General features: G+C 70.2%; 15 protein-coding genes, 1 tRNA gene and 2 pseudogenes. 13 read left to right on the top strand and 5 right to left on the bottom strand.

Annotated features, from left to right (window positions below; all coding sequences use genetic code 11):
* Positions 1-57 precede the first annotated feature (57 nt).
* The 10 genes from C6Y14_RS03010 to C6Y14_RS02965 all read left to right on the top strand — a co-directional run bounded on the left by C6Y14_RS03010 (position 58) and on the right by C6Y14_RS02965 (position 13,172).
* The gene (locus C6Y14_RS03010) at positions 58-810 is read left to right on the top strand and encodes an aspartyl/asparaginyl beta-hydroxylase domain-containing protein (RefSeq protein WP_107015167.1); all 753 of its coding nucleotides are present in this window, start codon (positions 58-60) and stop codon (positions 808-810) included.
* The gene (locus C6Y14_RS03005; protein ID WP_107014827.1) at positions 810-2,192 is read left to right on the top strand and encodes an MFS transporter; all 1,383 of its coding nucleotides are present in this window, start codon (positions 810-812) and stop codon (positions 2,190-2,192) included. The genes C6Y14_RS03010 and C6Y14_RS03005 overlap by 1 nt, the downstream gene beginning before the upstream one ends.
* A 94-nt stretch (positions 2,193-2,286) precedes the next feature.
* Entirely contained in the window at positions 2,287-3,177 is an 891-nt protein-coding gene (scoE, locus tag C6Y14_RS03000; protein ID WP_107014826.1) for a (3R)-3-[(carboxymethyl)amino]fatty acid oxygenase/decarboxylase, read from the top strand.
* Positions 3,174-3,701 carry a (2E)-enoyl-ACP glycyltransferase gene (scoD, locus tag C6Y14_RS02995; protein ID WP_107014825.1) on the top strand — a complete coding sequence of 176 codons (528 nt, stop codon included), beginning with the start codon at positions 3,174-3,176 and terminating at the stop codon, positions 3,699-3,701. Before scoE ends, scoD begins: the two co-directional genes overlap by 4 nt.
* A gap of 22 nt (positions 3,702-3,723) precedes the next feature.
* Positions 3,724-5,334 carry a long-chain-fatty-acid--CoA ligase gene (locus C6Y14_RS02990; RefSeq protein WP_107014824.1) on the top strand — a complete coding sequence of 537 codons (1,611 nt, stop codon included), beginning with the start codon at positions 3,724-3,726 and terminating at the stop codon, positions 5,332-5,334.
* 85 nt (positions 5,335-5,419) lie between these two features.
* Positions 5,420-5,722: a phosphopantetheine-binding protein gene (locus C6Y14_RS02985; RefSeq protein ID WP_107014823.1), complete on the top strand. Its 303-nt coding sequence runs from the start codon at positions 5,420-5,422 to the stop codon at positions 5,720-5,722.
* On the top strand, positions 5,709-10,169 hold the full coding sequence (locus C6Y14_RS02980) for a non-ribosomal peptide synthetase (protein ID WP_107014822.1): 4,461 nt from the start codon (positions 5,709-5,711) through the stop codon (positions 10,167-10,169). Before C6Y14_RS02985 ends, C6Y14_RS02980 begins: the two co-directional genes overlap by 14 nt.
* Positions 10,170-10,282: 113 nt before the next feature.
* On the top strand, positions 10,283-11,320 hold the full coding sequence (locus C6Y14_RS02975) for an ABC transporter substrate-binding protein (protein ID WP_107014821.1): 1,038 nt from the start codon (positions 10,283-10,285) through the stop codon (positions 11,318-11,320).
* Between the two features lie 68 nt (positions 11,321-11,388).
* Positions 11,389-12,363: a FecCD family ABC transporter permease gene (locus C6Y14_RS02970; protein WP_107015166.1), complete on the top strand. Its 975-nt coding sequence runs from the start codon at positions 11,389-11,391 to the stop codon at positions 12,361-12,363.
* On the top strand, positions 12,360-13,172 hold the full coding sequence (locus C6Y14_RS02965) for an ABC transporter ATP-binding protein (RefSeq protein ID WP_107014820.1): 813 nt from the start codon (positions 12,360-12,362) through the stop codon (positions 13,170-13,172). Before C6Y14_RS02970 ends, C6Y14_RS02965 begins: the two co-directional genes overlap by 4 nt.
* 37 nt (positions 13,173-13,209) lie before the next feature.
* On the opposite strand, the gene C6Y14_RS02960 is transcribed toward C6Y14_RS02965, so the two are convergent.
* Positions 13,210-13,605 (bottom strand): ribonuclease domain-containing protein, encoded by a 396-nt coding sequence (locus C6Y14_RS02960; RefSeq protein WP_107014819.1) that lies wholly within the window; start codon positions 13,603-13,605, stop codon positions 13,210-13,212.
* Between the two features lie 172 nt (positions 13,606-13,777).
* Here C6Y14_RS02960 and C6Y14_RS02955 point away from each other — a divergent pair.
* Together C6Y14_RS02955 and C6Y14_RS02950 are read left to right on the top strand one after the other, a co-directional pair.
* Positions 13,778-14,062, top strand: a pseudogene (locus C6Y14_RS02955) (ADP-ribosylglycohydrolase family protein); the annotation flags it as partial.
* Positions 14,063-14,579: 517 nt separating this feature from the next.
* Positions 14,580-14,708 (top strand): annotated as a pseudogene (locus C6Y14_RS02950) (haloacid dehalogenase type II); the annotation flags it as partial.
* A 260-nt stretch (positions 14,709-14,968) separates the two neighbouring features.
* On the opposite strand, the gene C6Y14_RS02940 reads toward C6Y14_RS02950, so the two are convergent.
* The 4 genes from C6Y14_RS02940 to C6Y14_RS02925 all read right to left on the bottom strand — a co-directional run bounded on the left by C6Y14_RS02940 (position 14,969) and on the right by C6Y14_RS02925 (position 18,405).
* On the bottom strand, positions 14,969-15,883 hold the full coding sequence (locus tag C6Y14_RS02940) for a GAF and ANTAR domain-containing protein (protein ID WP_225890854.1): 915 nt from the start codon (positions 15,881-15,883) through the stop codon (positions 14,969-14,971).
* A gap of 311 nt (positions 15,884-16,194) precedes the next feature.
* Positions 16,195-17,103: a GlxA family transcriptional regulator gene (locus tag C6Y14_RS02935; protein WP_107014817.1), complete on the bottom strand. Its 909-nt coding sequence runs from the start codon at positions 17,101-17,103 to the stop codon at positions 16,195-16,197.
* A gap of 10 nt (positions 17,104-17,113) precedes the next feature.
* Positions 17,114-17,713: a cysteine hydrolase family protein gene (locus C6Y14_RS02930; RefSeq protein ID WP_107014816.1), complete on the bottom strand. Its 600-nt coding sequence runs from the start codon at positions 17,711-17,713 to the stop codon at positions 17,114-17,116.
* A 110-nt stretch (positions 17,714-17,823) separates the two neighbouring features.
* Complete coding sequence (locus tag C6Y14_RS02925) at positions 17,824-18,405, bottom strand: RBBP9/YdeN family alpha/beta hydrolase (RefSeq protein ID WP_107014815.1); 582 nt, start codon at positions 18,403-18,405, stop codon at positions 17,824-17,826.
* 677 nt (positions 18,406-19,082) lie between these two features.
* On the opposite strand from C6Y14_RS02925, the gene C6Y14_RS02920 reads away from it, so the two are divergent.
* Positions 19,083-19,156: transfer RNA gene (locus C6Y14_RS02920), tRNA-Met, on the top strand.

The following is a 19,156-nucleotide window of genomic DNA, read 5'->3' as shown; positions in this document are numbered from 1 at the left end:
ACGCCGACCACTCCGCGAGGTATTCGGCGGGACGGGACGCGGGACATGGAGAACCGTGTGACACCAGAGATAGAGAACGCCTTCGCCGCGATCAGAGCGGAGTTCGGAAAGGAAGCGATCGACCGGGTCGAGCAGATGCTGGCGGCAGGCAGGGCGGAAAGGCATCCCCTGCAGAAGGCGGCCAAGTGGGTCATGCCGGGAATCTCTCCCACCCCCTGGCACGATCCTTACGTCTACGCGGAACTGGCTCCCGTCGTCCGTGAACTGGAGGCAAACCATCGGCTGATCAAGAAGGAGATCGGGTCCGCATGGGCCGCCCACCGCGAGGCGTTCTCGGACTACGAGCACTATCTGACCCGGCAGCGGAACTGGCAGGCGCTCCATCTCTTCCACGAGGGCGGCCTCGTCGAGGAATCGGCCGGTATCGCTCCCACCGCATACCGGGTGCTGAAGGAATCCGCCGTGGAGACGGGAATCCTGTGCCCCCTCCTGGAATGCCATTTCTCCACGCTGTTGCCCGGCGCCGTCATCGCACCCCATTGCGACCTGTGGAACTTCAGCATCAACCTGCATCTCGCCGTGGACGTCCCCGACGGGTGCAGCATCACGGTCGCGGGAGAAACGCGCTCCTGGGAGGAGGGGAAATGCCTGCTCTTCGACTACTCCTTCGAGCACGAGGCACGCAACGAGGGCACCGCACCGCGGACCTGTCTGCTCATGGATCTCTGGCATCCGGAGACCACTGTTCCGGAACGCCGGGCGTTGGAGGCCGTCGTGACCGAGGTGCGCCGGCTCATGCGGGCCGAGTGATGCGCAATCCGCTCGGGCTTCCGCTGGCCGTGCTGGCGCTGGGGCAACTCGTCATCTCGCTCGACTACAACATCGTGTACGTCGCCCTGCCCGACATCGGCGCCGGGCTGGGCTTCTCCGACCACGATCTCCAGTGGGTGGTGAGCGCCTACGTCGTGGCCACGGGAGGCTTCCTGCTGCTGGGCGGCCGGGCCGCGGACCTGCTCGGCCGGCGCCGCGTGTTCGTCGTGGCGGCGCTGCTCTACGCGGGCTCGTCCCTGGTGGGCGGCCTGTCGCAGTCACCCGGCGTACTCGTCGCCGTCCGGGCGGTCCAGGGCATCGGGGGTTCCCTGCTGTTCCCGGCGACGCTGTCCCTGATCGGGACCCTGTACGAGGAGGGGCGCGACCGCAACCGTGCCCTCGCGGTCTGGGGCGCCGCGGGAGCCGGCGGGCTGTGCTTCGGATCCCTGCTCGGCGGCGTGCTGGTGGAGGCGTTCGGCTGGCCTTCGGTGTTCCTCGTCAACGTGCCCGTGGCGGGAGCGCTCGCGGTGGCGGGACGGCTGCTCTTCCCCGCCGACGGACCGCGGGACCGCTCGCGGACCTTCGACATGGCGGGTGCGCTGACCGCGACGGGTGGAATCACCCTCCTGGTGTTCGTGCTGGTGCGGGCACCCGCCGAGGGCTGGGGGACTCCCACGGTCGTCCTGAGCGCGGTGCTCTCCCTCGGACTGCTGACGCTCTTCGGCGCAGTGGAGCGCCGGGCCCGTGATCCGCTCGTACCGGCAGGACTGCTCGCCCACCCCGGTCTGCTCACCGCCATGGGCGTCGCCGCCCTCTTCGGCGCCACCTTCAGTTCGGTCCCGTACTTCCTGACCTTGTACTTCCGCTCTGTCCAGGGGTACGGCGCCGCCGCCACCGGACTCGCGTTCCTGGTGCCCGCCCTCGTGGTCGCCGTCGGCACGCAGGCCGGTGAGCGGGCCGTGGCCGTCCTCGGCGTCCGCCGCATGATGGTCGGCGGGATGGCCCTGGGCGCCGCCGGAGCCGTCGCACTGGCTCTGGCGCTGACGTCGGACGGCTCGTATTCCGCGCTGCTGCCGGGGATCGTCCTGCTGGGCCTCGGCCAAGGAGCCGCCTGGACGGGGATGTGGATCGCCGCGTCCGCCGGAGTCGCCCCCGGTGACCAGGGCGTGGCCTCCGGAATGGCGTCGACCGCCCTGCAGGTCGGCGGTGCCGTGGGCCTCGCCCTCCTGGTCGCGGTGGCCGGCGGCATCGGGCAGAACGCCTCCGGCCCCGCCCTCCTCGACGGCATCCGGACCGCCGTCCTCGTCATCGCGGCAGGCATCGGCTGCGGCGCGCTCGCGCTGTTCGCCCGCCACCGGACGGCGGACGTCACCACGTCCTGAACACCCGCTCCACGCGCAACCCGAACATTCCCGGCAGTACCAGCAGCCGGCCGGTATCCCGGCCGAGCTCTCAAGAAAAGCGAAAGGCAATCCCATGCGGATCCAGGACCAGCCCGGCGACGCGATCGGTGTGATCGTCGAGGGCTTCGACCACACCGGCGCCTCCGACGCCGACATGGACGTCCTCAAGAACGCCGTCCACACGAAGAAGATCGCCGTCCTGAAGGGACAGGACCTCTCCCCCCAGGAGTTCCTCGCACTGGGCAGGCGACTGGGCCGACCCGAGACCTACTACGAGCCCATGTACCACCACCCGGAGGTCACGGAGATATTCGTCTCCTCCAATGTCCCGGAGAACGGACAGCAGATAGGCGTACCGAGGACCGGCAAGTTCTGGCACGCCGACTACCAGTTCATGCCCGACCCCTTCGGAATCACCCTGATATACCCCCAAGTGATTCCGGCGAAGAGTCGCGGTACGTACTTCATCGACATGGGCCGGGCATACGAAGGTCTGCCCGAGGCGCTCAAGAAGGAGATCGACGGAACGTACTGCCGGCACTCCGTGCGCAAGTACTTCAAGATCCGGCCCCATGACGTCTACCGGCCGATCTCCGAGATCATCGAGGAGGTCGAGCGGAAGACCCCGGCCGTCAGACAGCCGACCACCTTCACCCATCCCATGACCGGCGAGACCGTTCTCTACCTCAGTGAGGGATTCACCGTCGGCATCGAGGACCGGGACGGGGAGCCGCTCGACGAGGAGTTGCTCAAGCGGCTGTTCGAGGCCACCGGTCAGCTCGACGAGACCTTCACGCACGACAACATCCACCTCCAGGGTTTCGAGCAGGGCGACTTGTTGGTGTGGGACAACCGCAGCCTCATCCACCGCGCCCGGCACACGACCACACCCGAGCCGACCGTCTCCTTCCGCGTCACCGTGCACGACGAACGCAGACTCCACGACGGAATCGGGGCGGCATGACAGCTCTCCTCGCCGTCGAGCACCCCACGGACGAGCACCTGCTGGCGCGGGTGCTCACGCCCTACAAGGACCACTGCAAGTACCTGCGTTCGGCCGTCGTCGTGTCCGAGGCCGCCGGACAGGCCTCCGCACGCTGCGAGTTCACGATCCCGGAATCGTGCTACATCGACGACACCGGGCACCTGAACTCCGTCGAGGTGAACATCTGCTACAACCAGATGATGTATTACCTCGTCGCCAAGTCCGTGAAAGAGGGGCTGCTGACGGGGTTCGAATCCTGGACGCTGGACGATTTCTGGAAACATCAGCTTCCCGACATTCTCATCGCCCGCTTCGCCGCGAACTTCCGGCGCCCCGTCAATCCCCGTGCCTTTTGCGGGGAGATGGAATTCCGGTCCGTCACCCGGCGTGCCCTGGCCGACGGCTCGCCCTTCCTGCACGCGGAGACCGTCTACCGCTACTGGGACGACGCGTCGGGCCGGTGCGACGGAAAAGCGGTCCTGGCGTTCGTCAACGTCCCCTGACACGAGAGGAGAGGCAAGCCGAATGACCACGGACAGACTCCACCACCCACAGCTCCGGACGCTCGTCCGGACCACGGGCTTCCACGCGGAGCGCCGGCCCACCGCCCCCGCCGTGCTCTGCGAGGGCCGCACGCTGACGTACGGGCAACTGCACAGTGAGAGCAATCGCATCGCCCATGCCCTCCGGGCCGCCGGGCTCGCACCGGGCGACCGGGTCGCCTACCTCGGCAAGGAGTCGGAGCACTACTACGAGGTGCTGTTCGGGTGCGCCAAGAGCGGCACCGTCCTCGTTCCGGTCAACTGGCGGCTCGCCGCGCCCGAGGTCAGCCACATCCTGCGGGACTCGCGGGCCCGACTGCTCTTCCTGGAAGCCGAGTTCGGGCCGACCGTCGAGGGGATGCCGAGTGCGCCTCCTGAGACGATCGTCGCGTTGGACGACGGCTTCTCCGCATGGAAGGTGTCCCACCCGGACACCGACCTGGCCGCCCTCCCCGAAATCGACGTGGGCGTTCGCCCGGACACCGACTCGGCACCGCACGTCACCCCCGACACCCCGGTCGCCCAGCTCTACACCAGCGGCACCACCGGACTGCCCAAGGGTGTCGTCCTCGCCCACCGCAGTTTCTTCGCGATCCGGGACGCGCTGGCGAGCGAGCAACTGGACTGGATCGACTGGCGCACCGGTGACATCGCGCTGATCGGCATCCCCGGCTTCCACGTCGGCGGTCTGTGGTGGGCCACCCAGAACTTCAACGCGGGTACGACCGTGGTCGCGATGCGCGCCTTCGACGCCCGCGAGGCCGTCGCCCTCATCCGGGACCTCGGCGTCACCACCGCCTGCGTCGTGCCCGCCATGCTCCGCATGATGCTCGGTGAACCCGGCGTCGGCGCACGGGACTTCACCACCCTGCGCAAGGTCGTCTACGGCGGCTCCCCGATCTCCGAGGCACTCCTGGAGGAGAGCCTCACCGTCGTGAACTGCGAGTTCGCCCAGATCTACGGCCTCACCGAGACCGGTAACACCGCGGTCTGTCTGCCCCCGGCCGCCCATGTTCCCGGCAGTCCCCTCATGCAGGCGGCCGGACGGCCCTATCCGGGCGTGCGCGGCAAGGTGATCGACGGCGAGGGGCGCGAACTGCCGCCGGGCGCGGTCGGCGAGCTCTGCCTGGCCACACCCGCGCACATGGTGGAGTACTGGGGACTGCCCGAGAAGACCGCGGAAGTCCTCGTCGACGGCTGGATCCACACCGGGGACGCCGGATACATCGACGAGGACGGATACGTCGTCATCCGGGACCGCATCAAGGACGCGATCCTCGTCGCCGGCGAGAACGTCTACCCCGCCGAGATCGAGAACGTCCTGGAAGGCCACCCGGGCGTCGCCGAGGCCGTCGTCGTCGGCGCCCCCGACGAGCGCTGGGGCGAGTACGTGCACGCCTTCGTCGTCCCCGTTCCCGAGCACCGGCCCACACCCCGGGACCTGCACACCTTCCTCGTCCCGCAACTGGCGGGATTCAAGCTGCCCGCCCGCTACGAACTGATCGACAGTGTTCCGCGCAACCCCAGCGGCAAGATCCTGCGCCGGGAACTGCGCGACCGCTTCTGGAGCGCCTCCGCCCGCAAGGTCAACTGACCGCGGCACAGCCCGAGCGCCAAGCGCCGGGCGTCATGCGTCACGCACCGTGCGCCATGCGCCATGCGCCAACGAGAGAGACCACATGCCTGCTCCCCTCACCCTGGACGGATTCCGCGCGGACCTCGCGGAGTACCTGTACCAGCGGCCCGACGAAGTAGACCTCGAAGAGAGCCCTCTCCTCGCGGGTCTCGACTCCCTCCGCATCGTCACCCTCATCGAACGCTGGCGAGAGACCGGCGTGGACGTGAACTTCGTCGAACTCGCCGAATGCACCTCGTTCGCCCAGTGGTGGCACCTGCTCTCCGCACGTCAGTCACGCCAAGCACGCCAGGCAGGTCAGACACGCCAAACCAGTCAGGAGGGAGTGGACCGTGCCGGCGCATGACGGCGGCACGGCGGGCCGCCACGCCCTGCTCGCCGCCCAGGAGGGCATCTGGACCGGCCAGCAACTGGACCCGGACAGCCCCGCCTACAACACGGCCGAGTACGTGCACATCGCCGGCCCTGTGGACCCGGCCGTCTTCGACTCCGCCCTGCGCCAGGTCGTCGCGGAGACCCCGGCCCTGAACGTCTCCTTCGTGGCCGACGCGGACGGCCGGCCCCGACAGCGGGAAACCCCGGCCGGGGACTGGCGGCTGCACACGGCCGACCTCACCGCCGAGCCCGACCCGTACGAGGCCGCCCTGGCCTGGATCGACACGGACATGGCCTGCCCCGTCGATCTGGCACAGGGGCCGCTCTTCGGTCACGCCCTGCTGCGCATCGCTCCGGAGGAACACCTCTGGTACCACCGTGTGCACCACATCGCCCTCGACGGCTTCGGCCTGTCGCTGGTCGCCCGCCGGGTCGCCCAGGTCTACACCGCCCTGATGGAGGGCGAGCCGACGGGCGACAGCGGCTTCGGCACCCTGGCCTCCGTACGGGACGAGGAACGCGCCTACCGTGAGTCGCCACGCTTCGCCGAGGACCGCGCCTACTGGACGGGCCGGTTCGCCGACCGCCCGCCGGTGGCCACGCCGGCCGGGCGTACGGCCCTGCCCGCACGCACCTTCCACCGTCAGGTGGCCGACCTCGGCGCAGCTCGTACGCGGGCCCTGCGAACGGTCGCCCGCGCACTGAAGGTCACCTGGTCGGAGGTCGTGCTGGCCGTGACGGCGGCACAGCTGCACCGCGCGACCGGCGCACCGGAGATCGTCCTGAGCCTGCCCACCATGGGCCGACTCGGTTCCGTGGCCCTGCGCGTGCCCTGCATGGTCCGCAACATCCTGCCCCTGCGCGTCACCGTCTCCGCGTCGGACAGCGTGCGCGACCTGGCACTGCGGATCTCCGCCGAACTGCGTGCGGGCCTGCCGCACCAGCGCTACCGCTACGAGCGACTGCGGCGCGACCTCAGGCTCGTCGGCGGAGAGCGCAGGTTGTCCGGGCCGGGCGTCAACATCATGCCCTTCGCGTACGACCTGCGTTTCGCCGGACACCCCAGCACCGTCCACAACGTCTCCGCGGGCCCGGTCGACGACCTTTCCGTCAACGTGTACGACCGCGCCGAGGGCGGAGGCCTGCGCATCGCGGTGGACGCCCACCCCGACCTCTACGACGAGGCGGACGTCGTCACCCTCCTGGACGAACTGCTCCTGCTGCTCGACAAGGCGATTGCCGCTCCCCATGGCGAGCTCGGCGTCCCTGGTCCGCGCACGCGTGCCCGGCCAGACATCGCCGACATCCAGGTCCTGGACGGAGGTCCGCTGCCGAGCCCCGCCCACCCCGTCCTCGACCTGATCGCCGAACACGCCTCCCTGCGCGGCGGATCCATCGCCGTCGAGCACGCCGGTCGGGCGATCACCTACGCACAACTGCTGGACGCAGCACAGGAGTCGGCCCGCCGGCTGACGGGCCGGGGGATCGGCCGGGGCGACCTGGTGGCCGTCGCCCTGCCGCGTGGCATCGACGCCGTCACCACCGTCCTCGGCGTCCTGCTGTCCGGAGCCGCCTACTGTCCGCTCGACCCGGCCGCGACTCCGGCCCGCAGGGCGGAACTGCTCGACGACGCACGCCCCACGCTCGTCCTGACCACCGAAGCGATGCCGGTGGAGCCGCACCACGAGCCCGCCACCCGGCAGCCTCCGGCACCCGCGCCGGACGACCTCGCCTACGTCCTCCACACCTCGGGCTCCACCGGGCGCCCCAAGGGCGTGGAGATCGACCACCGTGCCCTCGCGCACTTCGTGGCCGGCGCCACCCACCGCTACGGCCCGCAGCAGGAGGACCGCGTCCTGCAGTTCGCCCCCCTGCACTTCGACACGAGCGTCGAGGAAATCTTCCTCACCCTGTGCCGGGGTGCCACGCTCGTCGTCCGCGACGAGGACATGACCGACTCGGTCCACGGCTTCCTGGACGCCTGCGCACGGCTGCGGATCAGCTTCCTCGACCTGCCCACCGCCTACTGGCACGAACTGGCCCACGCGCTCTCGACCGGCTCCGCCGACGCCCCGGCCCTGCCCGCCGGGATACGCACCGTCGTGATCGGCGGAGAGGCCGCCCTGCCCGAACGGGTCGACCGCTGGCGCAAGGCGGTCGGCACCTCGGTGCGGCTGTTCAACACCTACGGGCCGACCGAGGCGACCGTGGTCGCCACCGTCGCCGACCTGCACGACGAATCCCTCCCCGCGGGAGACGTCCCCATCGGACTGCCGCTCCCCGGCACCCGTGCCGCCGTCGTCGACGGTGAACTCCACCTCCTGGGCGACAACCTGGCGCGCGGTTACCGTGGGGCCCGGCCGCCGGACGCGTACCGCTTCGCCCCACTCGGCCGGCTCCCCGGAGCGCCCCGCGCCTACCGCACCGGCGACCTGGTACGGCTCGGCGACGACGGTCAGCTGCGGTATCTGGGCCGGTCGGACGCGGAGTTCAAGATCAGCGGTCACCGTGTGCACCCCGCCGAGGTGGAGAACGCGCTCCTCACCCATCCGGCGGTCCGCGACACCGCCGTGGTCGGACAGGTACTGGCGGACGGGACACGGCGTCTGATCGCGTTCGTCGTCCCGGACGGCCCGCCACCTGCGACAACCCTACTCAGGGACCATCTCCGGGCGACACTCCCCGCCGCGATGATCCCTTCGGCGGTCGAGTTCCTGGACCGTGTGCCTCGTACCGGCGCGGGAAAGACCGACCGCGACGCGCTCGGGCGGCTGGCGCCCCGCCCCGGCGCACAGACCGACATGTCCGACGGTACGACCGACGGCATGTCCGACGGCACGGCGGTCGCGTACGAGGACGCGCCCGACAGCCCGTTGGAGCGGGCCGTCGCCGGGGCCTGGCAGCGGGCGCTCGGCATCACGACCCTCTCCGCGCAGGACGACGTGTTCGACCTGGGCGCCCAGTCCCTGCAGGCCATCCAGGTCGCCAACCGCCTGGGTACCGAACTCCACCGGGAGGTGAAGGTCGCCTGGCTCTTCCAGCACCCGACCCCCGCCGGACTGGCGGGTTTCCTGGAACGGCAGGAACGGCAGGAACGGCAGGAACGGCAGGCACGGTCGACAGGCCACGCACGGGCACGGCAGCTGTCCGTCGCTCCCGGTCCGCCGGCCACCCTGCTCGCGGACGCCGTCCTGGACCCGGACATCCGGCCCCGGCCCGGCGACGGATCCCGGGCGGGGCACACGCCCGACAGAATCCTCCTCACCGGTGCCACGGGCTTCGTCGGCGTACACCTCCTGGCGGAGCTCCTGACGGGCGCGAGTACGGGCGCGAGCGGGCGGACGGGCGGGCGGACGGGCGGGCGTACGGATGCCGGTCATTCCGAAGTGGTCTGTACCGTCCGGGCCCGGACCCCCGCCGAGGCCACCGCCCGTATCCAGGAGGCCCTGAAGGCCCACCGGATCCACCTTCCGGACCAGGCACTCCAACGCATCACCGCGATCCCCTCGGACCTCTCCCGCCCCCGACTGGGCCTCGACGCGAAGCACTTCGCGGAACTGGGCCGTACGTGCCGGGCGATCGTCCACAGCGCGGCGACCGTCAGCATCCTGCGCGAGTACGCCACTCTGCGCGCCGCCAACACCGAGTCGACCAGGGAACTCCTGCGCATGGCGGCGGAACACTCGATCCCCCTGCACCATGTGTCGACCCTCTCGGTCGCCCCGTCACTCGCGCACAGCAGCGAGGTACCGGAGGCCTTCCTCCTGCCCCACCCCGGACTCCGGTCCGGCTACCAGCAGTCGAAATGGGCGGCCGAACGCCTGCTGGAACAGGCCGCCGAGAGGGGCCTGCCGGTCACGGTGCACCGGCTCGGCCGGGTCGTCGGCCCGTACACCACCGGTTACGTGGACGAGCGGGACTTCCTGTGGAGCGTGCTGCGCGCGGGAGTGCCCGCAGGAATCGTCCCCGAGCTGTTCGAGGAGGAGACCTGGACCCCGGTCGACCACGTGGCCAAGGCGCTCATCCACCTCAGCCTCGTACAACGCCCCCCGAACGCCACCGTCTTCAACCACGCGGCCACCGCCCCGGTACGCCTGAGCGACCTCTACGACTGGCTGGAGGAGTACGGCTACCCGCTGCGCCGCATGACCACGGCCCGGTGGCGCACCGAACTGGCGCGCTCCGCGGACACTCCGAGCGCTGAGGCCCCGCCTGCGGCGACCACGCTCGCCTTCTTCGACTCCCGGGACGAGGAGCCCGCCGGACCGGACCTCCGGCTGGGCCGCGTCCGCTCGGACAACGTGAGGAACGGTCTGCGCGGCAGTGGCATCACCTGCCCGCCCGTCGACCGGCACCTCGTCCTCCGTTACCTCGACCACTGCGTCACCAGCGGAATGCTGCCCCCACCGGCGAAGTAGTCGCAGGCCCGCGGGAACTCGGCGGTCACCTCCTCCGACTACTGCAACAGAGCCGCGACATGGCCGCCCACCGTCGATCCACCCACGTATCACCCCGTAGCAAGGAGCCCCGTATGTCGAAGAAACGGCCGGTCGCCGCCGCCCTGGCCGGCGCCCTCTGTCTGGTCACGACGGCCTGTGCCGACGCGACCGACACGACAGGCGCCGCGAGCGAGGCATCAGCCGCCGCGGCGAAGTCGGGCTACCCGGTGACCCTCGACAACTGCGGGGCGCCCCAGAAGTTCACCGAGGCACCCGGCCGGGTGGTCGTCATGAACGGCGCCTCGGTGGCGGAGGTCTCCACCCTGCTCGCCCTCGGCCTCGGGGACAGCATCGTCGCCAACCAGCAGAGCTACGGAATGTCCGAGGTCGACGGCCGGGCCGAGGCCATCAAGGGCCTTCCCGACGGAGGTGTGAAGCTCAACGACGCCTACGACGTCCCGCGCGAGGCGATGATCGGGCTGCGCCCCGACCTCGTGCTGTCCACGACCTCCTACGGCTTCGACGAGAAGAACGGCTTCGCCACCCGCGACCAGCTCAAGGACGTGGGCGCCCGCACCTACGTGTCCCCGCAGGGCTGCGACCAGGACACCTCGAAGATGACGATCGCGGACAGCTACACCCTCCTGCGGGACATGGGCAGGGTCTTCGACCGGAGCGACCGGGCGGAGCAGCTGATCGCCGCGTCCGAGAAGAACATCGCCGGTGTCGCCGCCAAGGTGAAGGGCGAGAAGCGGCCCGAGGTCATGGTGCTCTTCTCCAACATGGCCATGGGCGGCAACGACTTCAGCTCGGTCGTCGCCAAGGGCATCTACAACGACATCCTCGCCAAGGCGGGCGGCAGCAACGCCTTCGAGTCGGCGTCCAAGACCTCCTTCGCCGACCTGAGCAAGGAGAAGGTGGCCGCCACCGACGTCGACGCCCTCGTCGTCATCGGCTACAACGACCCGAACCCGGCGGCCTACGCCAAAAAACTGCTGAAGGAGTTCCCCCAGTGGCCGGCCGCGAAGAACAACACGTACGTGGCCCTGTCGGACTCGATGTACCTCGGCCCGAGCAACGACCTGGCCGTCGAGAAGATCGCCGGGATGCTGCACCCCGACCGGTTCTGAAGCGCCTCCCGGGCCGTGTGCGGTGGTCACTCACGACCCTCGGGCTGCTGGTCGTCCTCGGCGCCGTCATGGTGGTGGCGGTGAGCATCGGCGCGGTCAACATCCCGCTGGCCGACGTCTGGTCGGTCCTCCTGCACCACGTCACCGGCCGCGGAGCCACCGGCGACCCCGCGCTCGACCAGATCGTGTGGACGTTCAGAGCACCCCGCGTCGTCCTGGCGGCCCTGGTCGGCGCGGGCCTCGCCGTCGCCGGCGCGGTCCTCCAGACCCTGGTCTCCAACCCGCTCGCCGACCCCGTCGTCCTGGGCTTCTCGTACGGGGCCTCCCTGGGCGCCGTCCTGGTCATCACCCTCGGCGGCGCCGCGCTCGGCGGACTGGGCGGACTGGGTGTGTCCGGCGCGGCGTTCGTCGGCGCCCTGGCGGCCGGGGCCCTGGTCTTCGCCCTCGGGCAGCGACGGGGCCGACTGGCCCCCACCCGGCTCGTCCTGGCCGGGGTCGCGGTCGGTTACGTGCTCCTGTCGATGACCAGCTTCGTCCAGCTGATGGCGACCCCCACCGAACTGCGTACCGTGATGTTCTGGATGCTCGGCAGCGTCGCGGGCGCACAGTGGGACCAACTGCCCACCGTCGCGGTGGTGGTTGTGGTGAGCACCGTCCTGCTCACCCTGTTCGGGCGGCGGCTCAACGCCCTGCTGGCCGGAGACGAATCCGCCACCGCGCTCGGCGTGGACGTCAACCGGCTGCGCGCCGTCCTGCTGGTGATCAGCGCCCTGCTCACCGGTACCGTCATCGCGGTCGCGGGCGGCGTCGGCTTCGTCGGCCTGATGATCCCTCACCTGATCCGGCTCACGACGGGGGCCGACCACCGCAGGCTGCTGCCCCTGACCGCGCTTCTCGGCGCGGTCTACCTCGTGGCCGTCGACCTGCTCTCCCGCACCCTCACCCGCCCCAACGAACTGCCGCTCGGCATCCTCACCGCCCTGCTCGGCGCCCCGTTCTTCCTGTGGCTGCTGCGCCGCGACAAGGGCTTGGACACCGCATGAAACTGACCGTGGACCAACTCCACATCATCCTGGACCGCAGTCCCATCCTCCGCGACGTGAGTCTGGAGGCAGCACCGGGCGACGTCGTCGGGCTCGTGGGCCCCAACGGCAGTGGGAAATCAACCCTGTTGCGCACGGTCTACCGCTCACTGCGGCCGGCCGGGGGAGTGGTCCGGGTGGGCGGCGACGACGTATGGGCGCTGTCGTCCCGTACGGCGGCCCGCCGAACCGCGGCCGTGCTGCAGGACGCCGCGACGACGACCGGCCTGAACGTCACCGAGATCGTCGCCCTGGGCCGGACGCCCCACCACGGTCTGATGGACAGGGACGGCACCGAGGACCACCGTGCGGTCGCCGAAGCGGTGGACCGCTGCGGGGTCGGGCCCTTCGCGGACCGGGACTACGCCACCCTGTCCGGCGGCGAACGCCAGCGCGTCCTGCTGGCCCGCGCACTCGCCCAGCAGCCGCGCCTGCTGGTCCTGGACGAACTCACCAACCACCTGGACATCCGCGCCCGGTTCGAACTCCTGGACCTCATCCGCAGTACGGGGATCACCACCCTGGCGGTCCTGCACGACCTCGACCTCGCCGCCCGGCTCTGCGACCGTCTCGTCGTGCTCCACGAGGGGGCGGTGGTGGCGGCGGGCCCGGTCCTTGAGGTCCTGACACCGCGGCTGCTGCGCGAGGTCTTCGGCGTACGGGGAGACACGGAGAGACACGCGGACGGCGTCGTACGCGTCACGTACGCGGCCAGGCCACTCGCCCCGCGGCCGATGGAGGTGGGGGGTCCGCGGGGCGAGGGTTCCTGAACGTGCCGGTCTGAACGTGCCGATCTGAACGTCGCGGTCAGCAGCTGTAGTTGACCAGCTTGAACGAGGCGTAGTGATCGGACGTGTAGTAGTCCTCCCGGACTTGCTCACCGGTGACGATGCGACGGGCACCGCGGGTGGAGGAGCCGGGCGTGATCACCGTGTACTCGTGGTAGTAACCGGTCGTCCGGCTGGGCAGGATGCCCTCCCGGTTCTGGAAGACGCTGCCGTCCTGCGAGTAGGGATAGGGGCCGCCCTGCTCGATCAGGTCCAGCGTGTCGTGTGCCTGGGACGGCAGACTGCCGTAGCAGATGCTGCCGACGGCCGAGGCGGACGTGCCCGCGGCGTCGGCGGTCGTGGTCCCGCCGACGAGAAGAGCGGACAGAACGGCGGCTGCGGCGCCGATGCGAGTGATCCGTGGGGGGAATCTCATGCCCACATGATGACGCGCGTAGACGCTGACATGTCAATGACAACCACGAAGATTTTCACCGTCTCGTCCGATGAATTTTCGGGAAGTTAACCTCGGGCGCCGGTCAGCGGCGGGGGCGGCGGAAGACGATCGCTGTGGCGTCGCGGCACGCGGAGTTGGCAGAGTGGCGCAGATGTCCACCGATCACCCCTCCGTAGATCTTGCGCGGTGGCCGTGGACGGACGACACGGAGATGGCCTGTTCGGTCTTCGAGGTGCTGCGCCGGCGCGGCAGTGTGGACCAGTACGACCTCGCGCAGGGTTTCGCGCGGCGGCACGACTTCGACCGCGGCTACGGTCCGGCGGTGAACCGGCTGCTGCGGCTGGTCCGCGAGGGCGGCAGATGGCAGGAGCTGGCCGCGGACCTGTTCGACGGCCAGGGGTCGTGGGGCAACGGGGCCGCGATGCGGGGGCAGTGGCAGCGGGTGCGGCACGGCGTGCGCTCACTGAACATGGACGAGAAGTGGGACGCGTACCTGGAGGACAACCAGCCTTCCCTGCAATGCAGTTGGACCGGCAACGCCATCTTCCGGGTGACCGTGGCCGAGGATCCGGACGGATGGCGGCCGGTGGCCGCATGGGTTGAGTCGGACCCCGACGTCCACCGACGTGGCGGGGACGAGGCCGAGAGTGCCTTCCTGGAACTCTTCCTGCGCGCCTGGTACATGGACGACACGCGGCCTGAAATGTGGGAACGCTACAAGGAGCTGCGCCGCGCCGAAGAGGTGGCAGGGGACGGTCAGGAACCCACGACGGCAGCCACCTGAGCCGGTCACCTGTCCGCGATCAACTGACCGAGCCGGGGGCTCGTCCGCGTCGGCGACCAGCGCGCGCAGGTCTTCGTGCCAGCCCTCGAAGTGGCTGAGAGCAGTCGTAGGTAGTGCCCAACCCGGCGACAATGGTCTGCGACAGGAGTGAGACAAGGGGCGGACAGCCATGGCTGAGGCATGTGCGATCGAGGTCGTCGTCTTCGACATCCTCGGAACGATGGTCGACGAGCCCGGCGGGCTGCGGGCGGCCATCCGTGACGCGGTGCCCGCGGCAGTAGCGGCCGACGACGCGGCCCCTGGCCGAAGCTGGTGATCTGCGGGACGTGGCAGGACGCGCCGGAGCTGTACCGCACGTATGTGGGTGAACCGCTGATGGTGTGCGCCGAGGCGGTGGCCGATACTGTCGGCGCCCGGCTGCTGCGTGTGGCGGGCTACTACCCGCACACACAACAGCCCGCCGCCGTCAACGCCGCCCTTCGGGAAGTGTGGGAACCGGGGCAACAGGGGAAACCGGGGTGGCAGGGGGAACCGGGGTGACAGGGAACAGACAGTGGGTCAGTCCGGCTGAACATTTCGTACACCCCGCGCACTCTGCGCGGTGGCGGCGGCATGGAGCTGTTCCAGTGCGTCCAGGACGATGGTGTGCCGGTGCCAGAGCAACCAGCGGCCCACCTGTGTGCCGACGGTTTCCAGGGCGGCGAGTTGCGCTCGGGTGAAGTCGGTCAGGGGCTGTTCGTGATGGCTTGAGATGATGCCCACGACCCGGTCCTTGCGGCCGACCAGCGGCACGCTGTGCGCGGCCCGGCTGCCTGCCTGCAAAATCACGTGCCGGGACTCCTCGTCGAAGATGTCCGCGACCGCCACATCCTTCACCGTGATCTGCTGGCGCTGTTCGGCGGCCTGCGCGCAGGATGTCGTGGAGTCCCGCACGAAGGCGAAGAAATCGGTGAACTCCTGGTTCAGCCCGGTGTGTTTCTCCATGCGCAGCATGCCCTGCTCGGACAGCTGTACGTTGCCCATGGTGGTCTCGGTGATGTGCAGTACGCGCCGCATCGCGTTGCGCAGCACCACGCCATGATTGGTGCGGCTCGCCTCGTCCACCGCCAGGTTCGCGAGAGGTGGCGGGCTGTAACGGGCGCGTCTGGGGAACCACAGTTCGGCGTCCGTGTCAGGTGCCGCGGTGTGCAGCACGGCGTCGGCCAGCGTGTGCAGCTTGATGTTGAACTGCTGCGAGGTCTGCCGCAGCAGTTCGAACGCCTCCTGCTGCGAGGCGAGGCGGTAACGGCCGGTCAGTACCCGCTGCGCATGGGCGACACCGATGTGTGCCAGTCGTCGATTGCGCTGCCCGGCCGTCTCACCCGGTTCCGGCGTGAACGTTTCCGGCATGAACGTTTTCGGGGTGACCGTTTCGGGCACGGCGGCGGAACCAGGGGTGTTGCGGGAGGGTGGGTGAGGGGGTTCCTGGCTCACGGAGCGGTCTTCCTTACAGCAGCTTGGGCGCGACGGATGACCCGCATGAACCTCACGTTCCGAAGGTGAGGTCCATGGAGGACGCGTGCCTATTGCCCAAGCACCGGCGCAACTTTACCCGTAGATGTCACCTCTTCCTGACGCATTACCTGCCGTGACGGCGGCGCTTCGTACGAGGGCGGGGGCCGGCTGGCAGGCGTGGCTCGGGCGGGCCGTGACGCTGCCATTCCGTACGCAACTGGAGCCGGAGGGAGGGCGGGTGGGTCCGACGGCGACGAACTGCTTCTGGACCGGACGACGTGGACGTGCGGTCAGGTGGTGCGGGCGCGCAGGCGGCGCAGCATGCGCGGGTCCTCGAAGCCCACGGAGCGGGCGGCGGCGTCCATGGTCGCGCCGTGACTGATGAGGTGCTGGGCGCGTTCGAGGCGCAGGGTCTGCTGGTAGCGCAGGGGGGTCAGCCCGGTGGCGCGGCTGAAGAGCCGGGTCAGGGTGCGTTCGCTGACGCCCACGGCCGACGCCACGGTCGGCAGGGGGAGCGCCTGGTCGAAACGTTCGTCGATGAGGTCCTGGGCCCGGTGCACGGTGTCGTCGAGGTGGGACCGGTGCCGGAGCATCGCGCTGGACTGCGGTTCGTGGCCGTTGCGGCGGGCGTACACGACCATCTCCCGTGCCACCTGGGCGGCGACCGCGGGGCCGTGCCGGGTGGCGACCAGGTGCAGGGCCAGATCGATACCGCTGGCGATGCCGGCCGAGGTGACCACCCGGTCGTCCGTGGTGAACAGGACGTCCCGGACGACCAGCGCCCGCGGGTGACGCGAGGCCAGCTCGTCCTGCACGTCGTGGTGGGTCGTGCAGTGACGGCCGTCCAGCAGCCCGGCGAGACCGAGGGCCTCGGCCCCGGCACAGACGCTGGCCACAGTGCCGCCCCTGGCGTGGTGGTCCCGCAGGGCCCGCAGCGGGGCGGGACCGATGGCGGGGCTGTCGGCCAGGGTGCCCGCCCGCCAGCCGGGCACCACGACCAGGTCCTCGGGCCCCAGCTCCGGCCAGTCGAGCCGGGCCACCAGCGGCAGCCCCTGCGCGGTGGGAACCTGCGGCCGCTCGGCGACGTAGGAGAGCGTGTACGGGTGCCCGAAGTCGTCGGCCGTGGAGAAGACCTGCGCGGGGCCGGCCAGGTCCAGCAGATGGACCCCGGGCACCAGGAAGAAGACGATGTGCGTCACGATCCGGTCATCATGCCCGATGTGCCGCCGCGGCCTCAAGACCGTCGACCGTCGCGATGGTGGCGAAGCGTCCGGCGAGCGCGTACTCGGTGCGCCGGACGACCTCGTCGGCGGAGAGCGTACGAGGGTCGGCCAGCAGGTCGGCCACGCTCTGGTCGTCGGGGGCGTCGCGGTGCGGGATGGGGTTGGTCGCGGTCGCGTCGGTGACGAACGTGACCTGGTAGCCGAGGTCGCTCGCGACGCGGGTGGTGGTCTCCACGCACTGCTCGGTGCGGATGCCGCAGACGACGAGTTCGCGGACACCGCGTTCGGTGAGTATCTGCTGGAGGTTGGTCGTGGTGAAGGCATTGTGCGAGGTCTTGTGGATCAGCGGCTCACCCTCCGCCTGCTCCAGTTCCTCCATGAGCCGGACATGGCCGAGGGCCGGGTCGAAGACGTCGCCGCTGCCGGGCTCGCAGTGCAGCACCCACACCACGAGGTCCCCGGCGTCACGGGCGAGCCGGACCAGCCGGTTCACCTGCTCGGCGATCTTCGGGTCGGAGATCGTCGCCCACAGGGGGCGGGCGCGGAAGGATTCCTGGACATCGATGACGATCAGTGCGCGGTTCATGCCCAGAGTCTGAGCCACGTGGTGCTCGCGGCGACATGCCGCATCGGGTCCCGAAGCGGAACGATCCGGTCACCGTTCGCGGTCACCGCTCCGACCACGGAGCCGCAGCCTCACGCGGTCGGCTCGTCGACGAGCGTGCGCAGGAGCTCCTGCCCGGCCGGCCAGTCACCGAGGCCACTTGCCGAGTTGATGTGGCCGTGGTTCTCGACGAAGTGGGACGGGGCCCGCCACTCGCGCGCGAACGCGGCGGACGCCGCCGGATCGCAGTACGGGTCGTCGTCGCTCGCCACCAGCAGGCTCCGGCACGGCAGCGGGCGGGCGGTCACGTCCACGTACGAGGGAGCCGCGTGGCTCGGGAACGACGCGCTCCGGGTGTCCGGAGGTGCGACCAGGAACGCCGTGACCCCAGCGGGTCGCACCCGGCCCACCCGGCCCAGCCGGTCCTGCCGGTCAAACCACTCCGCGGCCGTCCAGCAGCCGAGGCTGTGCGCCACCAGCACGATCTCGCTGTCGTGCCGCGCCACGGACTCGTAGGCGGTCTGGACCGCGTCGACCCAGTCCGACAGCTCGGGCCTGCTCCACGAGGCCGGTGCGACACGCACGGCCGAGCCGCCCCACCGCTTCTCCCACAGGCTCTGCCAGTGCCGCGCGTCCGAACCGTCGATCCCGGGGATGATGACGTACGAGACCATTGCCCGCCTTCCTTCCGATCACGGTGCCCGTGCTTCGCGGGGCCACCATGCGGCGATTATCGGTCGCGGGGCCACAGCGCTGGGCCCGGGGTGCGTCCGACCCCACACGACCTCACACGATCCGCCACGTCACGCCCGTCGGGGCCGAAACGCGTTCTTGCCTCGTACCGGCCACGTTCTAAGATCTCGGGCAGAGACACCGGCTTCCGCACGGGCAGCCGGCCGTGCCCGCCGTGGCGGGTACCAGCAGCCGGCCCCCAGCCCCCGGGCCCGGAGAGACCACCACGCCAACCGGGAAACCGGAGTCCGCATCCCGCGATGTTCTGCGCGGACCCCGGTCCCTCGTCCTTGCGGCCTTTCGAGTTGGGGCGTACTCCCGCGCGCCCCAAGTGCCGCGAGGACGATCCCGCGCGAGGCCCTCGCGTCAGGGGACGACGCGAGTCCTCGTGCCGGCGGCCGCCGGCGTCGCAGACAGGCGACGGCGGCCGCCACACCCGCGTATGGCCGGGTGCGCTCTTCGACTACCCGCGCCGTCAGCCGATTCACAGCCCGTCCGAGGGCTCCTCCAGACCCTCACACGGGCCGGCCGCGCCCCAGGGAAGCCGTACCTGTCGGCCCGCCGTCGCGGTGGGTGGTCATCAGGGCCCTCGATGATGGCGTACGGTAGGTGATGTCGACGCGGGGTGGAGCAGCTCGGTAGCTCGCTGGGCTCATAACCCAGAGGTCGCAGGTTCAAATCCTGTCCCCGCTA

It is taken from the genome of Streptomyces dioscori, from assembly GCF_003024195.1.
Taxonomy (GTDB): domain Bacteria; phylum Actinomycetota; class Actinomycetes; order Streptomycetales; family Streptomycetaceae; genus Streptomyces; species Streptomyces dioscori.
Note: the sequence above shows the minus strand (reverse complement) of the source record. Positions and strands in the feature narration are given on the sequence as shown.